Here is a 22740-nt window from a genome sequence, read left to right on the forward strand (position 1 = left end):
CCGTCCTTTGGCGGCGCGGCGCGTTTCATTCCGAGAAATATAGAGAAGGAATAGAAAAATCATATACTTTTCTATATTTTAAAAATAACGGATTGCGCATGTTTTTAATTCCGTATAGAAATCCAAAGCCGCTTGCCCTTGCTCGCGCGAATGCGAGCTGGAAAGCTTCATCCCGCCGAATGGGGACTGATATTCGACGCCCGCTGTTTCCTGATTCACGCGAACCATGCCTGCCTGCGCTTCATCCAAAAACCGATGGGCATAGGACAAGCTTTGCGTAAACAGCGAAGCGCTTAGCCCAAAAATCGATTGATTGCATAAAGCGATGGCCTCCTCGAAATCAGATGCCTGAAGCAGCGCTGCAACTGGCCCAAAAACCTCTTCCTGAATAAGGGGATGCCCTGCATCCAAGCCTGCTGCCACGATCGGCTGAATATAATACCCCTCGTTTATTTCAGCAGCAGCCGGACCTTGGGCAACAATATCCGCCTGCTGCTGGGCCATATGGACATAAGACATGACCGTTTCATATTGGCTTGCGGAAGCAACGGGGCCTAAATAAGCGGTAGGATCTAGAGCTTGTGCCAGCTTGAGCTGCGAAACCGCTGTACCGAGCACTTTCGTAAACGAAGCATAAATGCCTGATTCGACGATAATTCGGCTCGTTGCTGTACATTTCTGCCCTGCCGAACGGAAGGCGCCGCTGACAATGAGCGGAATCGTCTTTTCAAGATCAGCGTCGTTTAAAACAACAGCAGCATTTTTTCCGCCCATTTCCGTCTGATATTTAATATTTCGCTTGGCGCAAAGCTGGGCAATATGAGTGCCTGTTGATGTAGAGCCGGTAAAGCTTACCGCATCGAGCGAAATTTGCTCCAGCAATACATCTCCGATTTTGCTGCCCTTGCCAATGACGAGATTAATGACGCCTGCAGGAAGCCCTGTTTCTGCAAAAATCTCAATGAGCTTCGTTGCCGTTAAGGAGGCAAATTCCGCAGGCTTCCAAATAACGGTGTTGCCGCAAATAAGCGCAGGCGCGATTTTCCAAATAGGTATGGCAACCGGGAAATTCCATGGGGTAATAATGCCCACAACGCCCAGTGGAACCTTTTTCGTATACTGCAAAACGCTGGGCTCACTTGAAGGAATGACAACCCCATTGGCTCGTACCCCTTCCGCCGCGTAATAACGGAGCAAATTCACTCCACGCATCACTTCACCGCGCATTTCCGTAATCGGTTTGCCCATTTCCAAGCTTGCGAGATTCGCTACCTCAGCCAGCTTGGACTCCAGTGCGGCAGCAAGTTTATACAAATGCTCTGCTCGAGCAGCACCTGTTAGACAAGACCATGCTTCAAACGCTTTACGCGCCGCCTGCTCCGCCTGTATGACGTGGGACTGGTCAGATAGATGGAGAACGCCAACCTCCTCTTTAATATTCGATGGATTTATAACGACAGATTCGCCTGCTGCTGGCGTAATCCACTCGCCTCCGATCCAATTCCGACTGCTCGCCATTTTGCGATCCCTCCTCTTCAGACTAGGCTGCTTTAATCTCAACGTTCCTTTAGTTTGCTGGCTGATTAGGTCTAACCGCGTATTCAAAAGCTTCTCTAATGAGCTGGTAATCCGCTTCTGGCAAAGGCAGGCGAGGCGGACGTGTAGGACCGACCGGGAATCCCGCCAGCTCCATCATATATTTGATCGATTGAACAAGCTGAGGGCTGGCATCCATATGGAACAAAGGCAGCAGACGGCGATAAAGCGCGCTTGCCTCTTGAGTTTTCCCTTGTCTTGCAAGGTTGAACAGCTCCACGCCCTCCTTCGGCAGCGCATTAGGCACACCGGAAATCCAGCCTGTTGCGCCAAACAGCGGGCCTTCCATCGCTAAATCATCTACGCCGATCATGACTTCAAGATCGGTGTAGGCCAAAATATCATGCACGCGGCGGATGTCTCCGGAAAACTCTTTTACCGCAACGATATTGTCGAATCTGGAAAGCTTCGCAAGCAGCTGCGGCGTCAAATCCACTTTGTAATCATGAGGATTGTTGTACGCTACAATCGGGAGGCCTACCTCATTCAGCGCCTCGTAATGAGCAATAACCTCATGCTCGAGCGGCTTATAATTGATAGGAGGCAGCGCCATAACCCCAGCCGCACCTGAATCTTTGGCATGCTGTACCCATGCAACCGCCTGCTTCGTAGAAGGCGCTGCTGAGCCAACAACGACCGGTACCCGCCCTGCTGCAGCTTCTATGACCGTCTCCACTACCTTTGCACGTTCCTCATTGCTCATCGTTGCATATTCGCCAAGAGATCCGGTAGGAACAAGCCCGCTTATGCCACTTGCGATTAGCCAGTCGCAATGCTCCGTCAATCGCTTATAGTCGACTTCGTAGGTAGAAGTAAAAGGGGTAACAATAGCTACATAGACACCTTCAAATTTTTCCATATCAAAATTGCTCCTCTCGAATGTTAATCGTTTAGATTTTTGACATTTTAATTCCTGTATGCAAAAAGCAACGTCATGCTGCTCGTTTCAGGGATTCCTCCCTGCTCGAAGATACGAAGATACCAAAACACAAAGATAAGATAGACTTCGTGGACACAGCTTAGAGGACACAGCAGCCGCTAATTCAACCGAATCACTGGTATTGGCACCGGCTGCGGACTCAGGAGCAGCTAATGTGCTGCCCATCGTCTTTTTCAGAGGATAATGAAGGCAATAGCGGATCTCCTGTCCGCCTAAGGCCTGAAATAGGATTAAAAGCCAGAATAGCGGAGCCTCAGTCCGCGAAAAAAGGAATTAGCTTCCAAAACGGCGTTTTTTCAGCCGCAGTGTTCCCTGCAACTATGCTCTCTGCAACTGTGTTATAAGCGACAATCGGATACTGTGGTACCTTAAGCCTTGAATGGTCAGAAGAAATTGGCATCTAATAGGCATTAAGCAAGGAGCAGCAGCACAGGCTCACGTTTACATACACCTTCTAGTACAGCACGAATCCATCAGCCAGCGGATCGCTAGAATCAAGCACAAAATTCATAAAGCCCAGCACATAAGCGCTTCCTGTTAGCTGTGGAATGACGGCTTTTTGCCCGAACGCACATATTTCCTCCTCCACGCTGCCAACTGCACGCGTGCCAGCAACGCCTTCATAAACAACCTGCTGCCCGCGCTTAAGCAGCCCCTTATAGTTTAAAACCGTCATATGGGCACAAGCTCCCGCTCCTCCCGGCGAGCGGTCAAGCTGTTCGCCCGCAAATATGGACCAGCTGCGATAGACCGAATTAGTCGGATCGCCCTCCACCTTTTCGTAAAAAAATACGCCATGAATGCCAGCAAGCCCCTCCAGCACCGGATGCTTAACCTCCAGCTGTGCTTCGATGGCTTTGCGGATTAACCCTCCGCATGCTTGGAGCTCAGGGATTGACCGTCTATCGCCAAGTCCGGCAGCATCGACAACCGCATAAAACTCCCCGCTGAAAGCAATATCGACACATATCTCAATGTCTTGGAGGCTCAGTGTAAGGGATTCCGCATATACATAACTCGGAACATTATGGAAGGAGACCGTTCGTACTTCCTGCCCTTCGCAGCTAGCAGTGGCTTTCACCTTGCCCGCCGGGCAGTCGATTAAGATGCCGACCGCTGCAATAGCCGCATCCAGCTGCCCCGTCGCAATCCATGCCGTTACGACCGCGAAGATTCCATGCCCGCTTATAGCGGCAAGCCCTTCCTGATTCAGAAACAATAAGCCGAATTGAGCTTCCTCTGATACAGGAGCTGTAACGATGGCCCCTGTCATGCCGTAATGTCCGCGAGGTTCAGCCATAAGCAGCTTCCTTACTGAATCATAATGCTGCTTGAAAAATAACGATTTGGCCTGCTGAGAGGCACCAGCAAGTTGCGGCAGCCCGCCTGTTAGGATGCGAAGAGGCTCTCCGCCGGAATGCGTATCAATCGCTGCATACCATTTGTTGATTTCCATATCCAAGCCTCCGTCAAACCAGCATTTGAGTAATATTAGAGTAAGAAAAATCCACTCCGCAGCTCATCCTGATCTTGAAAAACAAACTGGTGAAAGCCTGTTACCCAGGCTGACCCTGATATTTGCGGGATGACGGCCGCCAAGCCGCCTACCGTTGTCTCCTCCAAGATTTTGGCCCGGAACACGGAGCCTACAATGCTTTCATGGACAAACTCCTGATCCTTGGCAAGCTCGCCCTTGGCATGCAGCACAGCTACCTTCGCCGAGGTTCCTGTCCCGCAGGGCGAACGGTCGATTCCTCCCGGAGGCACGACGACCGTATTGCGGCAATGGGCAGCAGGCGATACGGGATCACTGTAAAACTCAATATGGGTCAGCCCGCGAATGACCGGAATTTCGGGATGCACCACTTCAATGGCTTCGTTAATCGCCTCCCGAATTTTGATCGCCAAGCGTACGATTTCCGAAGCCCGATTTGGCACCAGAGGCAACTGCAGCGGACGCGCATCAACCAGGCCGTAAAAATTGCCGCCATACGCAATATCAACGGAAAACTCACCAATCCCCTCGACCTGGAGCCGGACATCCTTTTTGTACAAAAAAGAAGCAATGTTCGTGAACGTCACTTCTTTGACTTTTCCATGGGCAATGTCAAGTTGGGCTTCCACAAGCCCTGCTGGCGTATCCAGCCGAATGACGTTTTTGCTCTCAGGGTAGATCCCGCCCTCAATTAGCGCCGTGCAAAGGCCAATCGTATCATGCCCGCACATCGGCAAATAGCCGCCCGTCTCAATAAAAACAACGCCGATATCGGCCGTTTCGTCGCACGGAGGAGTCAAAATACAACCGGACATCACTTCATGGCCCCGAGGCTCAAACATCAACGCTTTGCGAAAATCGTCAAAATGCTCGGACATGTAAACCATCTTCTCGGTCATCGTGTTTCCGATTAGCTCCGGCGCTCCGCTTGTAACCGTTCGGGTCGGGTTGCCTCCTGTATGGGTATCGATGGTGGTCACCAGTTTGGAAAGCTTCATAGGACTACCTCCTGATCTACGCCGCCACGACGGAAGCGGTCATAGCGCAGCGGCTCAATCGGAATGCAGGTTTCGGCTCCGCTTATCATTTCACTAATGACTTTCCCCGTAACCGCCGCGAGGCTGATTCCATCCCCTTCATGGCCGGCTGCTACATAAAAGCCCGGTATTTCGTCAATAGGTGAAACGATGGGCAAATGATCGGCTGTCCATGGCCTTAGGCCAGCGTACGTTCGAAGCATCGGAATATGCTCGATGACCGGAAAGAAGCGAATCGCTCTCTCTGCAATAAGCCGAATAACCTTCTGGTCCACACGGGTATCCATACCAGCAAATTGGCGGCTCGAACCGATTAAAAAGTTTTGAGCAGCGGTAGGTTCGAATACGAGGGCGATGCCATACGCTTCGAACTTGGGATCTACTTGGCGCTTCCCGCCAAACTTGCTGATCAAATAGCCGAATTCCATCACCTTCCGTTTCCCAATGTTGGCTGAGCGAGAAGCGACGAGTATATGGCCTTTTCGCGGCTCAATTGGAATATCGATACCTACCATTTGTCCAATAAGCTTCGACCATACGCCAGCCGCATTAATGACGATTTTCGCTTTAATCGTGCCTTCCGCTGTCTCTACTCCTCGAATTCTCCGCTTCTCGTCGAGCAAAATCGCCGTAACCGCGGTGTGCGTTCGAAAACGTGCGCCATAACGGCGAGCGGTTTCGGCTAAGGAGTAGGTTAGCAATACGGGATTAACCGTTGAATCTGTAGCACACTCTAACCCGCCTAATAAATCCTCGGCCAAATAGGGCCATTCATCTCGCAGGTCCTTCTGATCGAGCATACGGAATGGGAGCCCTGCCTGCTTTTGCCGGGAAACCCAACGCTCAGCAGCGAGCATCTCTTCCTCCGTCTCGCAGACGAGAATGCTCCCCGGTGCCCGATACTCAAACTCCTCATCAAGCTCCCACACCAGCTCGGCGACTAATTGCTGGGATTTCAAAGACATTTGGCTGTCAAAGCCAGGGTCTTTATCAATGGCTAAAATATTGCCGTCGCATTTGGAGGAGGTTCCCCCCGCAATCTCCCCGCGCTCGACGACGAGAACGTCCATCCCTAATTTGGCCGTATAATAGGCGATGGCCATCCCAATGATGCCTCCGCCAATGATGACGACTTCCGCAGATTCAGCATGCATGGACGAGGCCACCTCCTTCTGTATTACAAAACGATTAATTCCTTGTTCGACTTCGTCAGCACTTCAATGCCTGTGTCTGTGATCAAAATGTCATCCTCGATACGGACGCCACCAAAATCTGGGATATAAATACCAGGCTCCACTGTCAAAATCATGCCGGGAGCCAGCACATCATCCGACCTCTGGGAAAAGCCCATCCATTCATGAATTTCCAAACCGAAGGCATGACCGAGCCCATGACCAAAATACTCCCCATAACCATAGCCGGCAATGCAGTCCCTGCCCAGCGAATCACCTTCCTTGCCCGTCATGCCCGGCTTTAGTCCGTTTAAGGTAGTCTCATTCGCTTCCAGTACAATCTTATAAATTTCTTTATGCCGCTCTTCCGGCTTGCCAATAAACACGGTCCGGGTCAAGTCGGAGCAATAGCCTTCATAGCTCGCTCCAAAATCAAGGGTAACGAATTCGTTCGTTCCCAGCAGCTTGTCGCTAGCGAGCCCATGCGGCAATGCCGAGCGCAAGCCAGAGGCTACAATCGTAGCGTAGGCCGATGAGGTCGCCCCATTTTTGCGCATAAAATATTCGAGCTCGGCTGATACGTCCTTCTCAGATATGCCAGGCTTCATGACGCCTAAAATATGGTCAAACGCTTTTTCCGTAATGTCGATCGCCTTTCGTATATTGCCTTGCTCCCGCTCATCTTTAATGCCGCGCAGCTTTTCAACGATGTTTTGGGTCGGGACAAGCTCGAGTCCGTTAAAAGACTCCTCGTAGGCTTCATAGCCTGCCAATGTCACATGAGTTTTCTCAAACCCGAGCGTTCTGACTCCGGCAGCGTCGAGCTTCTCCCGTATAAGCTCGAATGGCTTGCCTGTATACTGAATGACCTCGTATTCTCTCGCCTGCTCCGTCGCTTGACGCGTATAGCGAAAATCAGTGACAAGCAGCGCCTGATCCTTCGTAATCGCCACAAATCCCGCTGTTCCTGTAAATCCGGTCATATATCTTCGATTGAATGGACTTGCAATGACTATCCCATCTAGCTGCTCGCTTTCCAGCTGTTCCCTAATCCTCTTGAGCCGCTGGGCTTCCATTTGCTTCACGCTCCCTTCGCCAAATTAAATGGATGGTGAAAAAGGACTGCATGGCATGAAGAACCGGCCTGTTCACCATGCTTTTAAATAGAGTCGCTTTGCACGCCTAGCTGTTTATATTGCTCGCTGTCCACTATCCGAAGGCCAAATACGCGGCGAATGCGTTTCCCTTCTTTGCCTTGGAAGGTAACGGTAACCTTCTCGGCGTCAGCAAGCGCTGTAGATGAGAGCGGGAAGTTCACATTATAGAACTTATCGTCTTCCATAAAACCTTCCTGAACCTCTGTCAGCGGCTCGCCATTTAAACAGACATCAAACTCGCAATTAGGCATCTCTTGAGCCGACGTATAAGTGACGACTAGCATCATTTTGCTTTCGGGCTTCACCTTCAAGTCAAACGAGAACCAGCCGCCTTGACCTGCCATACGGAATGGCCTGCGGTTTAACATGCCAACGCGAGTCGAGCTGTCGCCTTGAAAATCATGATCGCGCTCCGGCTGCATTTCTCCTGGCTGCGCATAATCAATCGTACACTGCTCCAGCCTTTGCATCTTCTCCATCACTTTTCTGTAATCCGCTTCCGCCACCGCCCAGCCTTCCGGCGTGAACAGATCCCAGTACACGGTATAGGAACGGTCAACCATTTGGTACAATGGCGTTAGCTCCACATTGCGGGGATAACCGACCATTTTGCTTCGAAAAGCTAAGCTGTTCCCCGGCACTGCTTCCAGCCATGTATCCAGCGGTTTCCCTTTCGCAAGCCATACAGGCGCATAAAGGTAATCAGAAGCATGAGGATCATCATGGCTGCCCAGATCACCCGCAAGCAGCACAGGCCCATAAAAAATCGCTGCGCGATCCGCATTGTCCGCCATAGCCTCCAGCCTCAGCGACATCGGAACAACGACCCGAAGCACGTCCCCGTCGATCCACAAGCGGTTGATTGCGATAAAGGAGCCGGGAGACTGGTCAACCTCTACTTTTTCACCATTGATTTCAATAGAAACCCCTTGCTCCGCCCAGCCCGGATAGCGGAGGTTGAGACTGAACCGCACAGGTTTCGCGCATGATAGCTTGAGCCGTATCACATCGTCCAAAGGATACTCCGTTTCCTGCAGCAGTGTAACGCCCTTTTCCGTCCATGCCAGCTCAGAATGGATGAACTGGTTCACAAAAAGTTTGTCTTCCCCTTTAAAATAAATCGCGCTTCCATAGCTGGCCTGGCTTTCCATCCCTGTGCCGATGCAGCAGGTGAAATCGTCGAATTTGTCATCAAAAATTTTATGCCCGCCCATTGCCAGCGACAAAAAGTACGTCATGCCCCCAGACTCCGGATTTTGGGACGCGAGGATATGATTAAAGAGAGCCCGCTCATAATAGTCGGCTTCCGCAGCGGACGCTTTCCACTCAAACAAATGCTTCGTCAGCTTCAGCATATTGTAGGTGTTGCACGTCTCCGTCGTTTGCGGTCCCAGCCTGTCATTAAACGAATCCGCATCGCCAAAATATTCGCCAAAGCTATTGCCGCCATTCGCATAGGAATGGTGGTGAACGACGCTGTTCCAGAAAAACTCAGCTGTGTCCCGGCGCTTCTCGTCGCTAGTCCATTCATATTCCTTCGCTAGCCCAATCAGCTTGGGAATTTGGGTATTCGCATGCTTTCCGGGCAAGCAGTCCACATGCTCAGCGAGCGGATCAAGGATCAGCTTATGCCAAAATTTCTCAGCTAATGTTAAATATTTGTATTCATTCGTATCGGCATAAAGATCCGCTAAAACCTCGTTCATGCCGCCATACTCGCAAATCATCATTTCTTCCATCTGCTCTGTAGACAGCGGTGCGAGAATGCCCTCGACCCAGTCGGCAAGCTTCCTTTCGACAACGAGCGCTTTCTCATTGCCGGTTAGCCGGTAAGCATCCCTCAGTCCCGCAAACAATTTATGCAGCGTGTACAAGGGAGCCCATGCCCCATTCAAGTCAAATCCCTTCGATTGAATATGGCCGGAAGAGACCTCGTGGAAAACCTCCTTGCCGCGCGGAATGCCAGAAACATAACCATCTCCATGCTTATTTTGGCAAAGCTCCAGCTCATCCGTTATATAATCGACTCTTTCCTTGAATTCCGCCTCTGCTAAAGAGCTAAACATCATCGAGCAAGCGGATAAATAATGCCCTAACGTATGCCCCGACAGGCTCTCCGCTTCCCAGCCCCCATATTGCGGCGCTCGTGGCTCAAGCCCTGCATATTCTCTAAATCTAGCCAGCAATCTGTCTGGCTCAAGCTCCAGAAGATAACGGCGATTCGTTTCCATCGCATGCTTAAATGGCCCCTCCAGCAGCTTAACCTCGCCTAATGCGAAGGCTTGCGCCGCTTGTTTTATCCTCATGCTTGCTTTCATTTCGGATCTCACCCTTTCATTCCAGTTAACGTAATACCTTCAATAAAATAACGCTGCCCTATAAAAAACACGATGATGACAGGCATAATGACGAAGGTGGACGCAGCCATTAGCAAATGCCACTGCGCACTGTGCAGCGACTGAAACATTTGGAGGCCGAGCGCCATCGTAAATTTGCTTTCCTCATTCAAATAAACGAGCGGCCCCATAAAATCATTCCAGGAATTCATAAACGAAAACAGTCCAATGACGATTAAAGCCGGCTTAGACAAAGGGATTATGATCCGGTAAAAAATAGTCCAGGGGCCCGCTCCATCGACATAGGCCGCTTCATCCAAATCTTTAGGAATGCTCGAATAAAACTGTCTGAGCAGAAAAATATCAAACGCTGAGCCAAACCAGACCGGCATAATAAGCGGGAAATACGTATTGATGAGATCTACCAATCGCCAGCCAATAAAGGTAGGAATCAAGGTGACCGCACTAGGCAGCATCATGCTGGCTAACAGCAGAGAGAAAAAAATATTTCTCCCCGGCCAGTTCAGCCTGGCGTAGCTATACGCGCCAAGCGAGCTGCTGATCAGCGCTCCTGCCAAGCAGCTAATCGTAATGGTCAGCGTATTGCGGAAAAAGCGGAAGAAATCGATCGATGTTAGAGCTTCTACATAGTTCTGAAATTGAAAGGGAGCAGGAATCCACTTGGGCGGCATTTCAAAAATTTGAATCGACGTCATGAGCGAGCTTCGTATAAGCCAGAATAGCGGCAGCAGGCAAAAAGCGGCTCCTACGAAAAGGAAAAAATAGACGGTTATTTGCGAGATTCGGCGACTTCTCAGCATCTGGGCTACACCTCACTTTCATAAAATACCCATGATTTCGAAGTCCGGAAAAAAATCGCCGTCACAAGCAGGATAATCATAAAGAGAATCCAGGCAATTGCCGAGGCATGCCCCATTTCTCCAAATAAAAAGGCCTCGCGGTAAATGTAATAGTTATAGAACAAGCTGGCATTGTTCGGCCCGCCCTGTGTCATAATGAGCGCTTCGGTGAATACCTGAAAGGCGCCAATCGAGCCCATAATCAGATTAAAGAAAATGATCGGCGTCATCATCGGTATCGTAATGTGCAGAAATTTGCGCATGGCACCTGCACCATCGACGATAGCCGCCTCGTATAACGTTCTCGGCACACCTTGCAAGCCCGCCAGAAAAATGATGATGGTGCTCCCCATCCCCCAAAGACTCATGAGAACAATTGAAGGAACGACCGTTTCCTCTGCATAAAGCCAGTTTAGGGTTGGGAGATTGAGAGCTTCCAGAAAGCTGTTGAATAGGCCCAAGTCAGGACTGAACAACCAAATCCAAATCATCGAGGAAGCTACAGCGGGCACAATAACCGGCAAATAAAAGATCGTTCGAAAAATCGACTTGCCGCGAATAAACTCCATATTAAGCAAAAAGGCGACGATAAATGAAAACACGAGCCCGAGAGGAACTCTTAAAATCACGTATTTAAACGTAACCGCTAAAGAGTTGTAAAAATATTGATCCGTTCCATCAAACAGCCGCGTGTAATTGTCCAGCCCAATAAATTTCGGCGTATTCACAATGCGATAATCCGTGAAGCTGAGCAATAAACTGGATAACATCGGCAATATAGTGAAAATGAGCAGGCCTAGAATGCTGGGCAAGGCAAATAGGATGCCAGCAAGCGCAATACGGCGTTTACGAGTGATAAAAACACCTCCTCTCCAGGCGAATGGCGATCCCCCTAGCTTATTTTCCGTAATAGCCCTGAATGAGCGGCTCCACTTTAGGCTCAACCCCTTTTAACGCTTGCTCGGCTGTTTCTTTGCCCGTCCATACCAAATCAAGTGCAGGCGTGACAAGCGCATTGATTTTAGCTAGATTTTTCACCTCAAAGCCCGGCGTCCGTATGCCATTCTCAAGCGTTTGCTTCATGAACGATTCGGTATAGCCCTCTGGGTGGGCTTTGTTTCCTGAAGCCCATTTGCTGATCAGCTCTGGATCGGTATACCAAGCTTTTTTGAGCGGCATCCACAATCCTCCTGCAATTAGCGGCAGCACCGATTCCGGATCAGCCATATATTTATAAAGCAGCCAGGCTTCCGCAGGATGTTTGGTCGAGCTGAAAATAACCGTCGGCGCGCCATCCAGCAGCGTATTGCTTTCTTTTAATTTGGGAAGAACGCCTACACCTAGATTAAATTCCTGTTCGGCAAATGCTTGCAGAGCCCAGTTTCCAGATACGGTCATGGCGACTTTTTTCGTTTGCAGCGCCATATCGGGCAGGCTTTTCGTTTGAAGCGGGGTCGGTGAAACATGGTGAACATACATCAGGTCAGCAAGCTTTTGAATCGCTTCGATCGCTTCCGGCTCCACTAAGCCAAAGCCCGTACCGTCTTCGGTTAAAAAGTTGCCGCCATTGGAGACAACCGCTGCCATCATGTTGTACGGATCATATTGGAAGCCGTACTGTTTGATTTTATTCGGATTAAACGCCGGGTCCAGCGCATTTTTCCCCGTGTCATCCAGCGTTAGTTTTTTTGAATATTCGATAAAGGTATCCCAGTCCCATGCCTTGCCTGCTTCGGTCGGAGGCAGCTCAACACCAGCATCCAGCAGCATATCCTTGTTGTACATGAGTCCATAGCCTTCTACTGCGGTGCTCATTCCAATCGTCTTGCCGGGCGCGTAGTCGTACCAAATTTGATCTAAATAATCTTCCTTTTTAAAATCGGGATCGCTTTCAATGAGCGGGGTAAGATTGAGCAGCTTGCCATCCTCTGCCCAGCTGAGTGCTGCGCCAGAGGACAAATAACCGAGATCGGGTGCCACATTGCCGGCTACCATCGTCGTCAGCTTCGTCAAATAATCCGATGGCACATGCATAGGCTCAACGATGATGCCCGTTTCTTGCTCAAAACGCTTAAGTGCCTCCGTGACCGTCTTCTTCTCGATGGTGTCGCCCCAGAAAGAAAATTTAAGCGTAACCTGCTCGCCTCCTTTAGGAGGTTTTGCACCGGTTTGATTTTCAGGAGACTCTTCGTTGCTGGAGCAGGCTGTAAGTAGGACTGTCATCGAAAAAACTGCCGACAAAGCTAATGCGGTTAAACGTTTAGCTTTTTTCATTGGCTCGCCCTCCATCTTATTTACAAATGGTTTATAGTATTATTGTAAATAAGAGCTGCTATAAAAAGAATTCGAACATTTTTGTATTGGTGGAGGATCTTCGCTTTTTCTATAGGGGCAAATGAATTTTCACCACCGTCCCCTTTTGGGGCTGAGAATCTATCGTAACGCCATAGGAATCTCCGTAAATGAGCTTGATTCGTTTGTCGACATTTTGAATGCCGATTGAGCTGCTCTCCGTTTCTGTCAAGGACGCGATTTGGCTTTCTGGAATGCCGATGCCATTATCTTCAACCGTGAAGCAGCGCTGCTTGTCCTCCAGCCAGCCGCGAATTTGAATGAGACCGCCGCGATGAATGTGGGCAAAGCCATGCACAATGGCATTTTCAACAAACGGCTGTAAAAAAAGCTTGGGCACGGTGTATGTATAAAGCTCAGGGGCAATGTCATAGGTGACGGTAAACTTTCCTTCAAAGCGCTGATCCGTGATGAAAATATAATGCTTGAGCCAATTTAAATCGTCATTGAAATCACCAATGTCCTGGCTGTTTGCGGATGTGTACTGAAGCATGGCGGATAAGCTGACAATCATGCTGCTTAATTCCTTTTGATTGTTTTCCAGAGCGGTCCAATTCATAATGTTTAAGGTGTTATACAAAAAATGAGGGTTAAGCTGTATATTCAGCGACATAATTTGCGTTTCTTTCTCTCTTAGCTTGACGATGTAATTCTCTTCGATTAATCTATTAATTTTCACATTCATTTGATTGTATTTATGGATCAGATAGCCCATTTCGTTGTAGGACTCGACGGGAATTCGCGTATCGAATTCGCCCTCACCGGTCTTTTTTATCGCTTTCAGCAGCTGATGGATAGGCTTCGTAATGGAGCTCGCGAATATATAAGCCAGCAGGAGCGAAACGATAAGGAGAAATACAGCCAAGTAGAGCGTATAGGATTTAATTTCCGGCAAAAATGAGGCCATCAGCTTTCCGGGAGAAATCGTAATGCCCGATATCCAGCCCGTTACTTTAGAGGTATCAAAGCACACAATTAACGGCTTTCCATCCTGCATCACGGTAATTGTGCCGCTTTTCATTGCTGCAATTTCATCGAGCCATGCGGGCTTGCCGAGGCGGGCTTCTTTAAGCATGTCCGTGCCTGATATGAGCTCGCCCTCTGCACTCATAATAAAATAAGAAGCGCCACCCGCTGGAAGTGCGCCCGACAAGTGGGAGCCGTACATTTCCGGATTATAGGTAACTACCAACACCGGCATCTCAGCTTTTCCTTGCAGCTCTATCACTTCGCTATTATTGATTTGAAACAATTTGAGCAGGCGTACCCCAGACAGCAGGTGGGCATATTCCGGCGGCCTCACTTGGCTCGTTTTCCGATCAAACATGCGATCAAACGAAAACGTCGGCACCCAGGCCATCCCCCCATTTCCTGTCCATGCCCTTTGATATAAAGCGGTCTTATTAAAATCCTGATAGGGAATAAAAGTTGACGTGCCAATATTAGCGAAACTCGTAATCAAATGAATCGAGTAGATTTGATTTAGGTCGAGGAAATATTTGCTGATGACTTGATTCACTTTTTTCTCCATCGTAATCATGCTGTATTCGTCCGTAGGGTCCGCATGCAAGTATTGCTCATACAGCACCTGATCGGCGAACATGGCAAGACTGCTTTCTTCCACCCGCGAGAGCTCTTCATCAATGATTTCATTGTTTTGCTTCACGATGGAATAGAGGTTTTGCCGGGCAAAATCCGCAACAAATTCCCTGCTGGAATAAAAATATTTTGAGCTTAATACGACGAGCGGCAGCGTAACGATTAAGGCATAGGTCAGCAAAAGCTTGGAGCGCAAGCTAAAATGCTTTTGAAAGCGATGTAAAAAATAAGGCATCCGCAGGCTAAGCCCCTCCTTTAGCGAGTAGCAGATAAATGACGGTATTCCTCTGGGCTGCTGCCATATTCCTTGCGGAACAGCCGTATGAAATATTTTACATCCTTATAGCCAACGTTTTCGGCAATTTGGTATACCTTTTGCGAGGTTTGCAATAATTGCCCGGCTGCAGCCTTCATTCTCGTTTGCATAACGTATTGGTTAATGGTCGTATGGGTATGCGTCTTGAATAACAAACAAAAATAAGAAGCGTTAAAATGAAATTTCGCAGCGATCGTACTGAGGGATAATTCTTCGTCATAGTGGTTTTCAATGTAGGCTTTGCAGGCGTCAATAATTGCTTCGTTTCGACAGGATGCTGTTCGATTATCCCAACCATCGGCCAATTCGAAAATCCATGCTTGAGCCTCATTTTTTAATTGCCCGATGGTTTGGCATTGCAGCAGCGCTTCCTCAAATGCAGCACTATTCATAGAAAGCAGCCCTTTTTCCATTAAGCAGGAAGTTAAATGATGAATAGCGGCAGCGACGGCATATACCAGCTTTTCAGGCTGCGGGAAGCCGCTTGCGGTCGCCTGATTCATCGTGGCATCCAGATAAGCTTGAATGCCAGCCTTATCGCCCGCAACAACGGCGTCTGTCAAAAAACGCACATCAAGCTTTAGCAGCGCCTGATGTCCGCTGTCATTTATTTGCTCAGCTCCGAGTACCATGCCTCCGCCTTTGTAAAATCGTGTTTGCAAGGCGAGTTTAGCTTGTTTAAAAGATTCCCTGGCTTCATTCTCCCAACTGGTGAAGCCGCTCCCCATTCCAAAGGTTAATTCGGCTCCATGCTGAGCCGAGAAGTGGCGAATCATCATCCGAAGCGTTCCTTCCCATTCGGGGGTGAAGGTTGGTGCGTTTTCCCCGCTAATCATCATGGTGTGAAGCACCTTATCAGACTGATAGAATGCAAAGGAAAATCCTTGCGTCTTCAAGGCTGCTCCGAGCATCGCTTTGAGCTCGCTCAACAGCGATTTCAGATCGCCTTTCCCTATATTCAAGTTCAGTACCGCAGCCATCACCATCCCCTGCTTAACAGTTGGAAAGGATCTTTCAAGCCGCTGATAATCATATGCACCCGGTGAGCCTTCAAACAATTCGGCAAGGGAAGCTTCCACGGAAGCAAGGCGTACGGCGCGCATTTTATGCTCCGTTTTTGCAAGCAGCTGAATGATTTTTTGTTCTTCAACTGGCTTCAGCAAATAATCGTTAGCCCCTAATTGCAAGGCGCGCTGTGCGTATTCAAAGTCCGAATAAGCGCTCATTATAATAATGCTTTCGCTTCCCCCGCGCTCAATGAGACGCTCCATAAATTCGAGGCCATCCATAATTGGCATCTGAATATCTGTGAACACCAAATCAATCGGATGAATGCTCATGCTTTGCAGGGCATCAGCGCCATCCATTGCATCATAAATGGTATATTCCGGCCGCAAAATTTTAAGCATCCGGGATAGGCCTCTTCTGTGCTTCGGTTCATCATCCACAACTAAAACGTTCAACATCTTCCATCCCCCTTATTTCAATAGCTTTTTCTATAGCGATATCAATGGGATGATTCTAGCTGTTATCGTTTACACGTCCTATTCTATATACAATCTTAATAATTACAATCAAGATTCAGAAGCAATACTTTCATTTTTTCAACCAATTGCGTTTATTAGCATTCCTTTGCCCGGTTATGCAAACAGCAAGCAGCGGCAAGGCTGCGCACCTTATCCCACTCGGCGGGACGAAGATGCGGCTGACTTGCCGCTGCTTTAGCTCATTTACTCATTTACTTATAAACTTATTCACCTAATTTAATGAACGCCTATCCTGCTTGCATCCTTCCTTCCTCCCCTACCCTTAGGACGTAACTCTTATCCTTTAACCGAACCGAGCATAACGCCCTTGGCAAAATGCTTTTGCAAAAACGGATACACGAGCAGAATCGGAATCGTAGCAAATACGATGACCGCCATCCGAATCGTTTGCGGCTGAATTGCCGTTTCATCGAATCCAGTATCGCCTATGCGGCTTTGCGCCAAAATGACAATTTCCCGCAGCAGCACCTGTACCGGCCATTTATCGCTGTCGTTAATGTAAATTATAGCGCTGAAAAACTGGTTCCAATGCGATACCGCATAAAACATGCCAAAGGTTGCAATGGCAGGCATGGATAATGGAATGACGATTCGGAACAGCACGCCGACATCCGTACAGCCGTCGATTCGCGCAGAATCCTCCAGCCCATCGGGAATTTGCTGAAAAAAGTTTTTCAGCACAATCAGATTAAATGCGCTTATGGCATTCGGGATCATCAGCGACCACAGCGTATTCGTCAGCCCCATGCCGCTTACGACAAAATAAGTCGGAATGAGTCCGCCGCTGAACAGCATCGTAAACAGCACGGCCATTAAAATCGGCTGACGTCCGCGCAGCGTCTGCTTTGCAAGCGGATAGGCCATCAGGCAGGTCAACAGCAGATTGATAGCCGTGCCGAGCGTCGTCACATAAATCGATACGAGCAAGCTGCGCATCAGCGTATCAGTCGAGAAAATATATTGATAAGCCGACAGCGAGAACGATTTCGGAAAAAGAATAAAGCCCCCTTTTGCCGCCTCCTCCGGACTCGTAAAAGATACAGCCAAAATATAAATGAACGGCAGTACCGTCACCAAAGCAATAATCGTCAGCACGATGAAATTGGCGCCGTCAAACAATTTGTTACCCAGCGTATTGTCCACGCGAACATAAGACTGGTCTTGGCTCATAACCCTCTCCTCCTGCTCTCATAATGGCTCTAGTAAACCCCTTCCTGCCCAAACTTCTTGGCCATCCAGTTCGCTCCCAGCACCAGAATGAGGCCGATAAAGGATTTGAACAGGCCGACTGCCGCACTATAGCTGTACTGGGCCTGGGTCAAGCCTTTCACGTACACATACGTGTCGAATACTTCACCGACGTCGCGATTGGTTGGGGCAAGCATGAGGAAGATGTGCTCGAACCCGGAATCGAGAAACGTGCCCAGACGCAATATAAGCAAAATGACGATTGTGCTGCGAATGGCCGGCAGTGTAATATGCCACAGTTGTCTTAACCGATTGGCTCCGTCAATTCGCGCCGCTTCATACAGCTGCACATCAACGCCCGACAGCGCCGCGAGAAAAATAATCGTGCCCCAGCCTACTTCCTTCCAGATCGACTGTGAAATAATAATCGTTCGGAACCAGCTCGGCTCCAGCAAAAAGGCGATTTTATGCCCGGTCAACGCAAACAGCATTTCATTGATAATGCCGCCTTCCGTCGTCAGAATAATGTAGAATACACCAACGACGACGACCCAGGAGACGAAATGGGGAATATAGATCATCGTCTGCACAAACCGCTTGAACCGCTCGACCCGCACCTCATTGAGCATTAAAGCAAGCACGATCGGCAGCGGAAAGAAAAAGACAATGTTGTATATCGCCAGCAGCAGCGTATTGCGAAACAGCTGCCAAAACTGAGGCTCCGAGAAAAATCGCTCGAAATGCTTAAGTCCCGCCCAGCTGCTTCCAAGCACGCCCTGAAAGGGTTGATAATCCTGAAAAGCGATAATGACGCCGTACATCGGGACATATTTGAATATGATGAAAAATAACACGCCTGGAAGCAGCATCGCATACATCCATTTATCCTTTATGAGCTCCCGCAGCCACTCGCTGCGTCTGCTTACCCGCTCCTTGCCAAGCGTTGATCCGCCTGGCCTTCTATTGCTGCTGCCCGTCGTGCGGATTTGTGCGTTCATGCGCGTCCCTCCCTTGTTAGCCTCCAAGCTCTACGAAGGACGACTCATATTCCTTCACGACTGCATCGCCGCCAGCCTTCGCCCATTTATCCACTTCCGCCTGGAAGCCTGCATCATCAATTTGGCCCATAATATATTTCGTTTCCGCATCGCGAATAATGAGATCAAGCTCTACTCCACGTTCATTATACGTTGGCGAATTGAGCGTCAGCGCAGGATTGGGCACCGCATATTGAACGTTATCTCTCGCCATTTTTGTCCCTTTGAGGGCAATCGGGGTATCATCAATTTCCGGAACATTGTAGCCTTCAATGTTAAGCAGTCCGTCACGATAAGGCTTGACCTCCCGCTGGAATAAGGCAAAATCCGTAAACTTGGTTTTCGTGCCATCCGTCACCTCATAATGCTTGCCTTCAATGCCGCGCATTTGCAGCGTGGACATCGGCTCATCCATCAGCTTGTCAAGGAAGGTCAGCACGCGCTTCAGCTCCGCCTCATCCTTGACTGCCGATTTGGGAATCGCCAAAAATCCAAAGTTGCCCGGCTCCCCCGCTATGCGCGGACCATCTGGTCCAGCAAACGGTGCAATATCCCATTCTGCCGTCGGAATCGTATCCTTCATGGCGACGGAATAGCTCTGAACATTTTGCGCTGAAACATTTAAACGCATGCCGACCCTGCCGTCATACATCGCCTTATCCAGCTCCGTCACATCATAGACGGCAAAATCCTGATTAATCAGCTTGTCTGCATACAGCCTGCGGAACAGCTGGAGCACATCCATATACGGCTGTGTCTTAAACTCCGGCGTGAATTTGCCATTGTCCTCTCCCCAGCGATTGACGCCGCCAATGCTCACTGCGAGCCTTGTAATGACAGGCTGCGTTCCGGCGTTGTAGTTTTTGAACAGCATTGTGCCGTAGGAATCGGCTTTGCCATTGCCGTCGGGATCTTTTTCAGAGAACGCTTTCATAACGTTGTACCAATCATCCATCGTGACGGGCAAGTTCAGTCCCGCTTGATCAAACCAATCTTTGCGGTAAACGACCGCTGCCCGGCCAATGTCGCGGTAGTTCGGGATGCCATACAGCTTGCCGTCAATTTTTATATTGTCATAATAGCGCTGATCCTGCGCCACCAGATTAGGATAATCCTTCAAATATGGCCCCAGCTCCCAGAACAAGCCATTGCGCGCTGCATTCATTACGTTGGGCACATAGTTGACCTTTAAAATTTGCGGAAGCTCATTGGAGGCAATCATGACGTTGATTTTATCATCAAACGCCGCCTGCGGAATCCACTGAATCGCAAGCTCCGTATTCGTGTATTTTTCAAGCGCCTGCTCCACCTCATTGCCCTTTGCCGGAATATCTCCGACCTGCCGCAGCGCAATCGACAGCTTATAGGGCTTGCCCGCACCTGCATTCTCCCCGTTGTTTTCTCCGCTGCTGCCTGCTTTCTCTCCCGTTCCTGCACAGCCCGCGGCGAGCCCCACCGTCAATATTCCGGTGCAGATGAGGTTCACCCACCGCTTGCTGCTGCTTGTAAAAGGCTGAATCGGCTTGCTTTTCATGAGTCGTCTCCCCTTTTTATAGGAATGCTTGCCATGGCTTGCCATGGCTTGCCTCTGCTGTTCTCTGCTGTACTTTACAACCAGTTACTGCTTCGTTTGTGACGTACGGTCCTGCAGCTGATGGACGGATATCGCTCCCCAGCTTAAATCCGGCACGCGGTACTGTTCCATTTTAGCCGGGTCCAGCTCCATCCCAAGACCTGGTTTGTCAGCGCCTGGCACGATCAGATAACCCTCCTCATAACGAACCGACTCCTTGACCACATCGCCTACGTAAAGCTCCGGCCCCGTCGGGTCTGACGTATAATTCAGATTGACGAGCGTACTGCCGAGATGTGCCATTGCGGCCGTGCCAATGGACAACTCTTGCGTCGTGCCCAGCAGACAGCCCTTCCCCGCCACTTCTGCGGCTGCCGCTGCTTTCCGCGCCGATGTCAGACCGCCAATGAAGATAGGTGAAATGTTAAAAATATCTACGCTATCTTGACGCAGCATCTCATGCTGCTGGCGGAAGCTCCACACATGCTCGCTCACGGAATAATCCGATTTCATGCGGACTTGCCGCAGCCCTTCGAAATCATTTTGCGGAGCCGGACTCTCGACCATTTCAAAGTCATAAGCAGATAAGCGGCGTATCGCCTTGAGCGATGCTTTCCAGTCCAGCAAATGGCTGAAATCAAGCGATTTGATTTTCACCCGTGAGCCAAACTCGCGCTGTACCCCGTCCAGAAACGCTTCATCCGCATCGAGATTTTTTCCGACATACAGCCGGAATACGTCAAAACCCTGTGCCAGCCGCTCGCGGACGACGGCGATATTTTCCTCAACCTCCTCCATAAACCGGTGACGGAAGATCGGAAAGCATACTTTGATTTTGTGCTGAATAGCCCCACCCATAAATTCGGATACCGACATATTCAGTGCCTTCGCACACAAGTCATGCAGTGCGGCATCAATGCCATTGCGGATAAAATTGCCCTTCTCATAATAAAAGTTCGCTTCGGGAAAATGGCTTTTCAGCTCCATATTGATGCGCGACAGCTGGAAGGGATTTTGTCCAATTAGAATGCCCTTGAGCACAGTCGCCAGATCATTTAGATCAATCGAATAATAAGGAAGATGGGAAAAATCCGACATTTCGCCGATGCCGGTCAAGCCCTCATCGGTCATCAGCTCCACAATGACATGCTTGCTGACAAAGCCGGTAGAACGCGGCACGCCAACGACGGTTAAACGCAAATCAGACAATTTCATGGATAGGTGCACTCCCTTTTTGAAAATATAAGAATATATAAGTTTCACATTTATACTCCGCTTCTATTTCACCGCGAAACGTTAGCTTTACCGCTAGAGGACGGCTTTCGGCCGTTTATGCTTGTTAGGCTGTAAGCTTTCATGTAGAGCAAGCAGCGCGAGTCCTTGGGTGAAAGGCGTAATTTCATAAGGAATTTCGTTATAGGCCGCGGCATCCGCTTTCACCGGGGTACCTGAGGAGCCCCCTGTTACATAGCCCTCTTCATCAATACTCTCCGCTACTGCATCAAGCGCACGCTCTCCCACCTCGCGGTATTGCTCCGAAATGAGGCCGAGCCTGATGCCTTTCAGCAAGCCATATGCAATGCCAGCGGTAGCAGACGTTTCCGTATAAGTGTCCTCCCGGTTCAGCACCGTTCTCCACAGCCCTGAAGCCTCTTGCAGCCCAGCCAGCCTCTTTACTTGCGCATGGAGCGTTTCCAAAATCGCCTCCCGGCCTTCAAACTCGGACGGAAGCAGCTCCAAAATATCAACAATGCCCGCCGTCATCCACGCATTGCCTCTGCCCCAATGAACGCCGATCCATTTTTTCTGCTTATCGTTCCAGCCATGATAAAACAGCTTTTCATCAGGGTCGAACAGCAGCTTGCAATGCAGAGCGAGCTGTCTTCCAGCTTCCAGCCTAAACCGCTCATCATTTAGGAGCATTCCCCGCTGCGCCATATAAAGCAAGCTCATAAACAGCGTGTCCGCCCATACCTGATCCGACCAATCATTGTCCAGCACCGTATGCTCAAGGGCGCCGGAATCGGTGCGCGGCCCACTGTTGAGCAAATAATCGTCAAACGTCTGAAACAGTCTCGCATAGTGGCCTTCGTCGTCCTGATTACGCAAATACAGCAGCGTCAGCAGCAGCGAATTGGAGTTCACGCACACTTTTTCAAAATGCGATTTTATTCGGCCATCAATCCAGCCTTTCAGCATCAGGTCATAGGGGGCATCTCCCACCGCTTCTCCCGCTTTCACTATCCCATAGAAGGCTACCCCGATGCTCCAATCCCAGCGCCGCCAGCGAATGCCACCGGGCTCATCCGAAAAGGTATGGCTCAGCGCCAGCGTCCGATCCGCGGTTCGACTTAGCAGCAACTGCCGTTCTGGTCTGTTTTGCTCCACCATTTAACTTCCTCCTTTTTGTTTAAAATACATATAATGCGCTTACATAAGATGAAACGGCTGTCGCCGTCTTTTGGTGGCCCGGCGCGTTTCATTCCGAGAAATATAGAGAGGAGATGGGAAAATCATATACTCCCTATATTTTTA

General features: G+C 49.5%; 17 protein-coding genes. All 17 read right to left on the minus strand.

Going from position 1 to position 22740, the window contains the following annotated elements; translation table 11 throughout:
* Positions 1 to 78: 78 nt before the first annotated feature.
* The 17 genes from ACSR9A_RS28280 to ACSR9A_RS28360 all read right to left on the minus strand — a co-directional run bounded on the left by ACSR9A_RS28280 (position 79) and on the right by ACSR9A_RS28360 (position 22596).
* A complete protein-coding gene (locus tag ACSR9A_RS28280; protein WP_473761518.1) occupies positions 79 to 1518 on the minus strand; it encodes an aldehyde dehydrogenase family protein in 1440 nt (479 codons plus the stop codon).
* Positions 1519 to 1567: 49 nt separating this feature from the next.
* Positions 1568 to 2455 (minus strand): dihydrodipicolinate synthase family protein, encoded by an 888-nt coding sequence (locus ACSR9A_RS28285; RefSeq protein WP_473761520.1) that lies wholly within the window; start codon positions 2453 to 2455, stop codon positions 1568 to 1570.
* 535 nt (positions 2456 to 2990) lie between these two features.
* Positions 2991 to 3992 (minus strand): proline racemase family protein, encoded by a 1002-nt coding sequence (locus ACSR9A_RS28290; protein WP_473761522.1) that lies wholly within the window; start codon positions 3990 to 3992, stop codon positions 2991 to 2993.
* Positions 3993 to 4027: 35 nt separating this feature from the next.
* On the minus strand, positions 4028 to 5029 hold the full coding sequence (locus ACSR9A_RS28295; RefSeq protein WP_473761523.1) for a proline racemase family protein: 1002 nt from the start codon (positions 5027 to 5029) through the stop codon (positions 4028 to 4030).
* On the minus strand, positions 5026 to 6222 hold the full coding sequence (locus ACSR9A_RS28300) for an NAD(P)/FAD-dependent oxidoreductase (protein WP_473761525.1): 1197 nt from the start codon (positions 6220 to 6222) through the stop codon (positions 5026 to 5028). The genes ACSR9A_RS28295 and ACSR9A_RS28300 overlap by 4 nt, the downstream gene beginning before the upstream one ends.
* 23 nt (positions 6223 to 6245) lie before the next feature.
* Positions 6246 to 7316, minus strand: a complete 1071-nt coding sequence (locus tag ACSR9A_RS28305; protein ID WP_473761580.1) for a M24 family metallopeptidase — start codon at positions 7314 to 7316, stop codon at positions 6246 to 6248.
* 83 nt (positions 7317 to 7399) lie between these two features.
* Positions 7400 to 9715, minus strand: a complete 2316-nt coding sequence (locus ACSR9A_RS28310) for a beta-L-arabinofuranosidase domain-containing protein (protein WP_473761527.1) — start codon at positions 9713 to 9715, stop codon at positions 7400 to 7402.
* Between the two features lie 8 nt (positions 9716 to 9723).
* Positions 9724 to 10554, minus strand: a complete 831-nt coding sequence (locus ACSR9A_RS28315; protein ID WP_473761529.1) for a carbohydrate ABC transporter permease — start codon at positions 10552 to 10554, stop codon at positions 9724 to 9726.
* A gap of 5 nt (positions 10555 to 10559) precedes the next feature.
* Positions 10560 to 11363, minus strand: a complete 804-nt coding sequence (locus tag ACSR9A_RS28320; protein ID WP_473761582.1) for a carbohydrate ABC transporter permease — start codon at positions 11361 to 11363, stop codon at positions 10560 to 10562.
* A 127-nt stretch (positions 11364 to 11490) separates the two neighbouring features.
* Entirely contained in the window at positions 11491 to 12867 is a 1377-nt protein-coding gene (locus tag ACSR9A_RS28325; RefSeq protein WP_473761530.1) for an ABC transporter substrate-binding protein, read from the minus strand.
* Between the two features lie 109 nt (positions 12868 to 12976).
* Positions 12977 to 14779 carry a sensor histidine kinase gene (locus tag ACSR9A_RS28330; RefSeq protein WP_473761531.1) on the minus strand — a complete coding sequence of 601 codons (1803 nt, stop codon included), beginning with the start codon at positions 14777 to 14779 and terminating at the stop codon, positions 12977 to 12979.
* Positions 14780 to 14799: 20 nt separating this feature from the next.
* A complete protein-coding gene (locus ACSR9A_RS28335; RefSeq protein ID WP_473761533.1) occupies positions 14800 to 16326 on the minus strand; it encodes a response regulator transcription factor in 1527 nt (508 codons plus the stop codon).
* A gap of 357 nt (positions 16327 to 16683) precedes the next feature.
* Entirely contained in the window at positions 16684 to 17577 is an 894-nt protein-coding gene (locus ACSR9A_RS28340; RefSeq protein WP_056028386.1) for a carbohydrate ABC transporter permease, read from the minus strand.
* A gap of 29 nt (positions 17578 to 17606) precedes the next feature.
* Complete coding sequence (locus ACSR9A_RS28345) at positions 17607 to 18593, minus strand: ABC transporter permease (RefSeq protein ID WP_473761535.1); 987 nt, start codon at positions 18591 to 18593, stop codon at positions 17607 to 17609.
* 16 nt (positions 18594 to 18609) lie between these two features.
* Entirely contained in the window at positions 18610 to 20166 is a 1557-nt protein-coding gene (locus ACSR9A_RS28350) for an extracellular solute-binding protein (protein WP_473761537.1), read from the minus strand.
* 84 nt (positions 20167 to 20250) lie between these two features.
* Positions 20251 to 21420: a mandelate racemase/muconate lactonizing enzyme family protein gene (locus ACSR9A_RS28355; protein WP_473761539.1), complete on the minus strand. Its 1170-nt coding sequence runs from the start codon at positions 21418 to 21420 to the stop codon at positions 20251 to 20253.
* Positions 21421 to 21513: 93 nt separating this feature from the next.
* The gene (locus ACSR9A_RS28360) at positions 21514 to 22596 is read right to left on the minus strand and encodes a glycoside hydrolase family 88/105 protein (protein ID WP_473761541.1); all 1083 of its coding nucleotides are present in this window, start codon (positions 22594 to 22596) and stop codon (positions 21514 to 21516) included.
* Positions 22597 to 22740 lie beyond the last annotated feature (144 nt).

The organism is Paenibacillus sp. R-74696 (assembly GCF_055814915.1).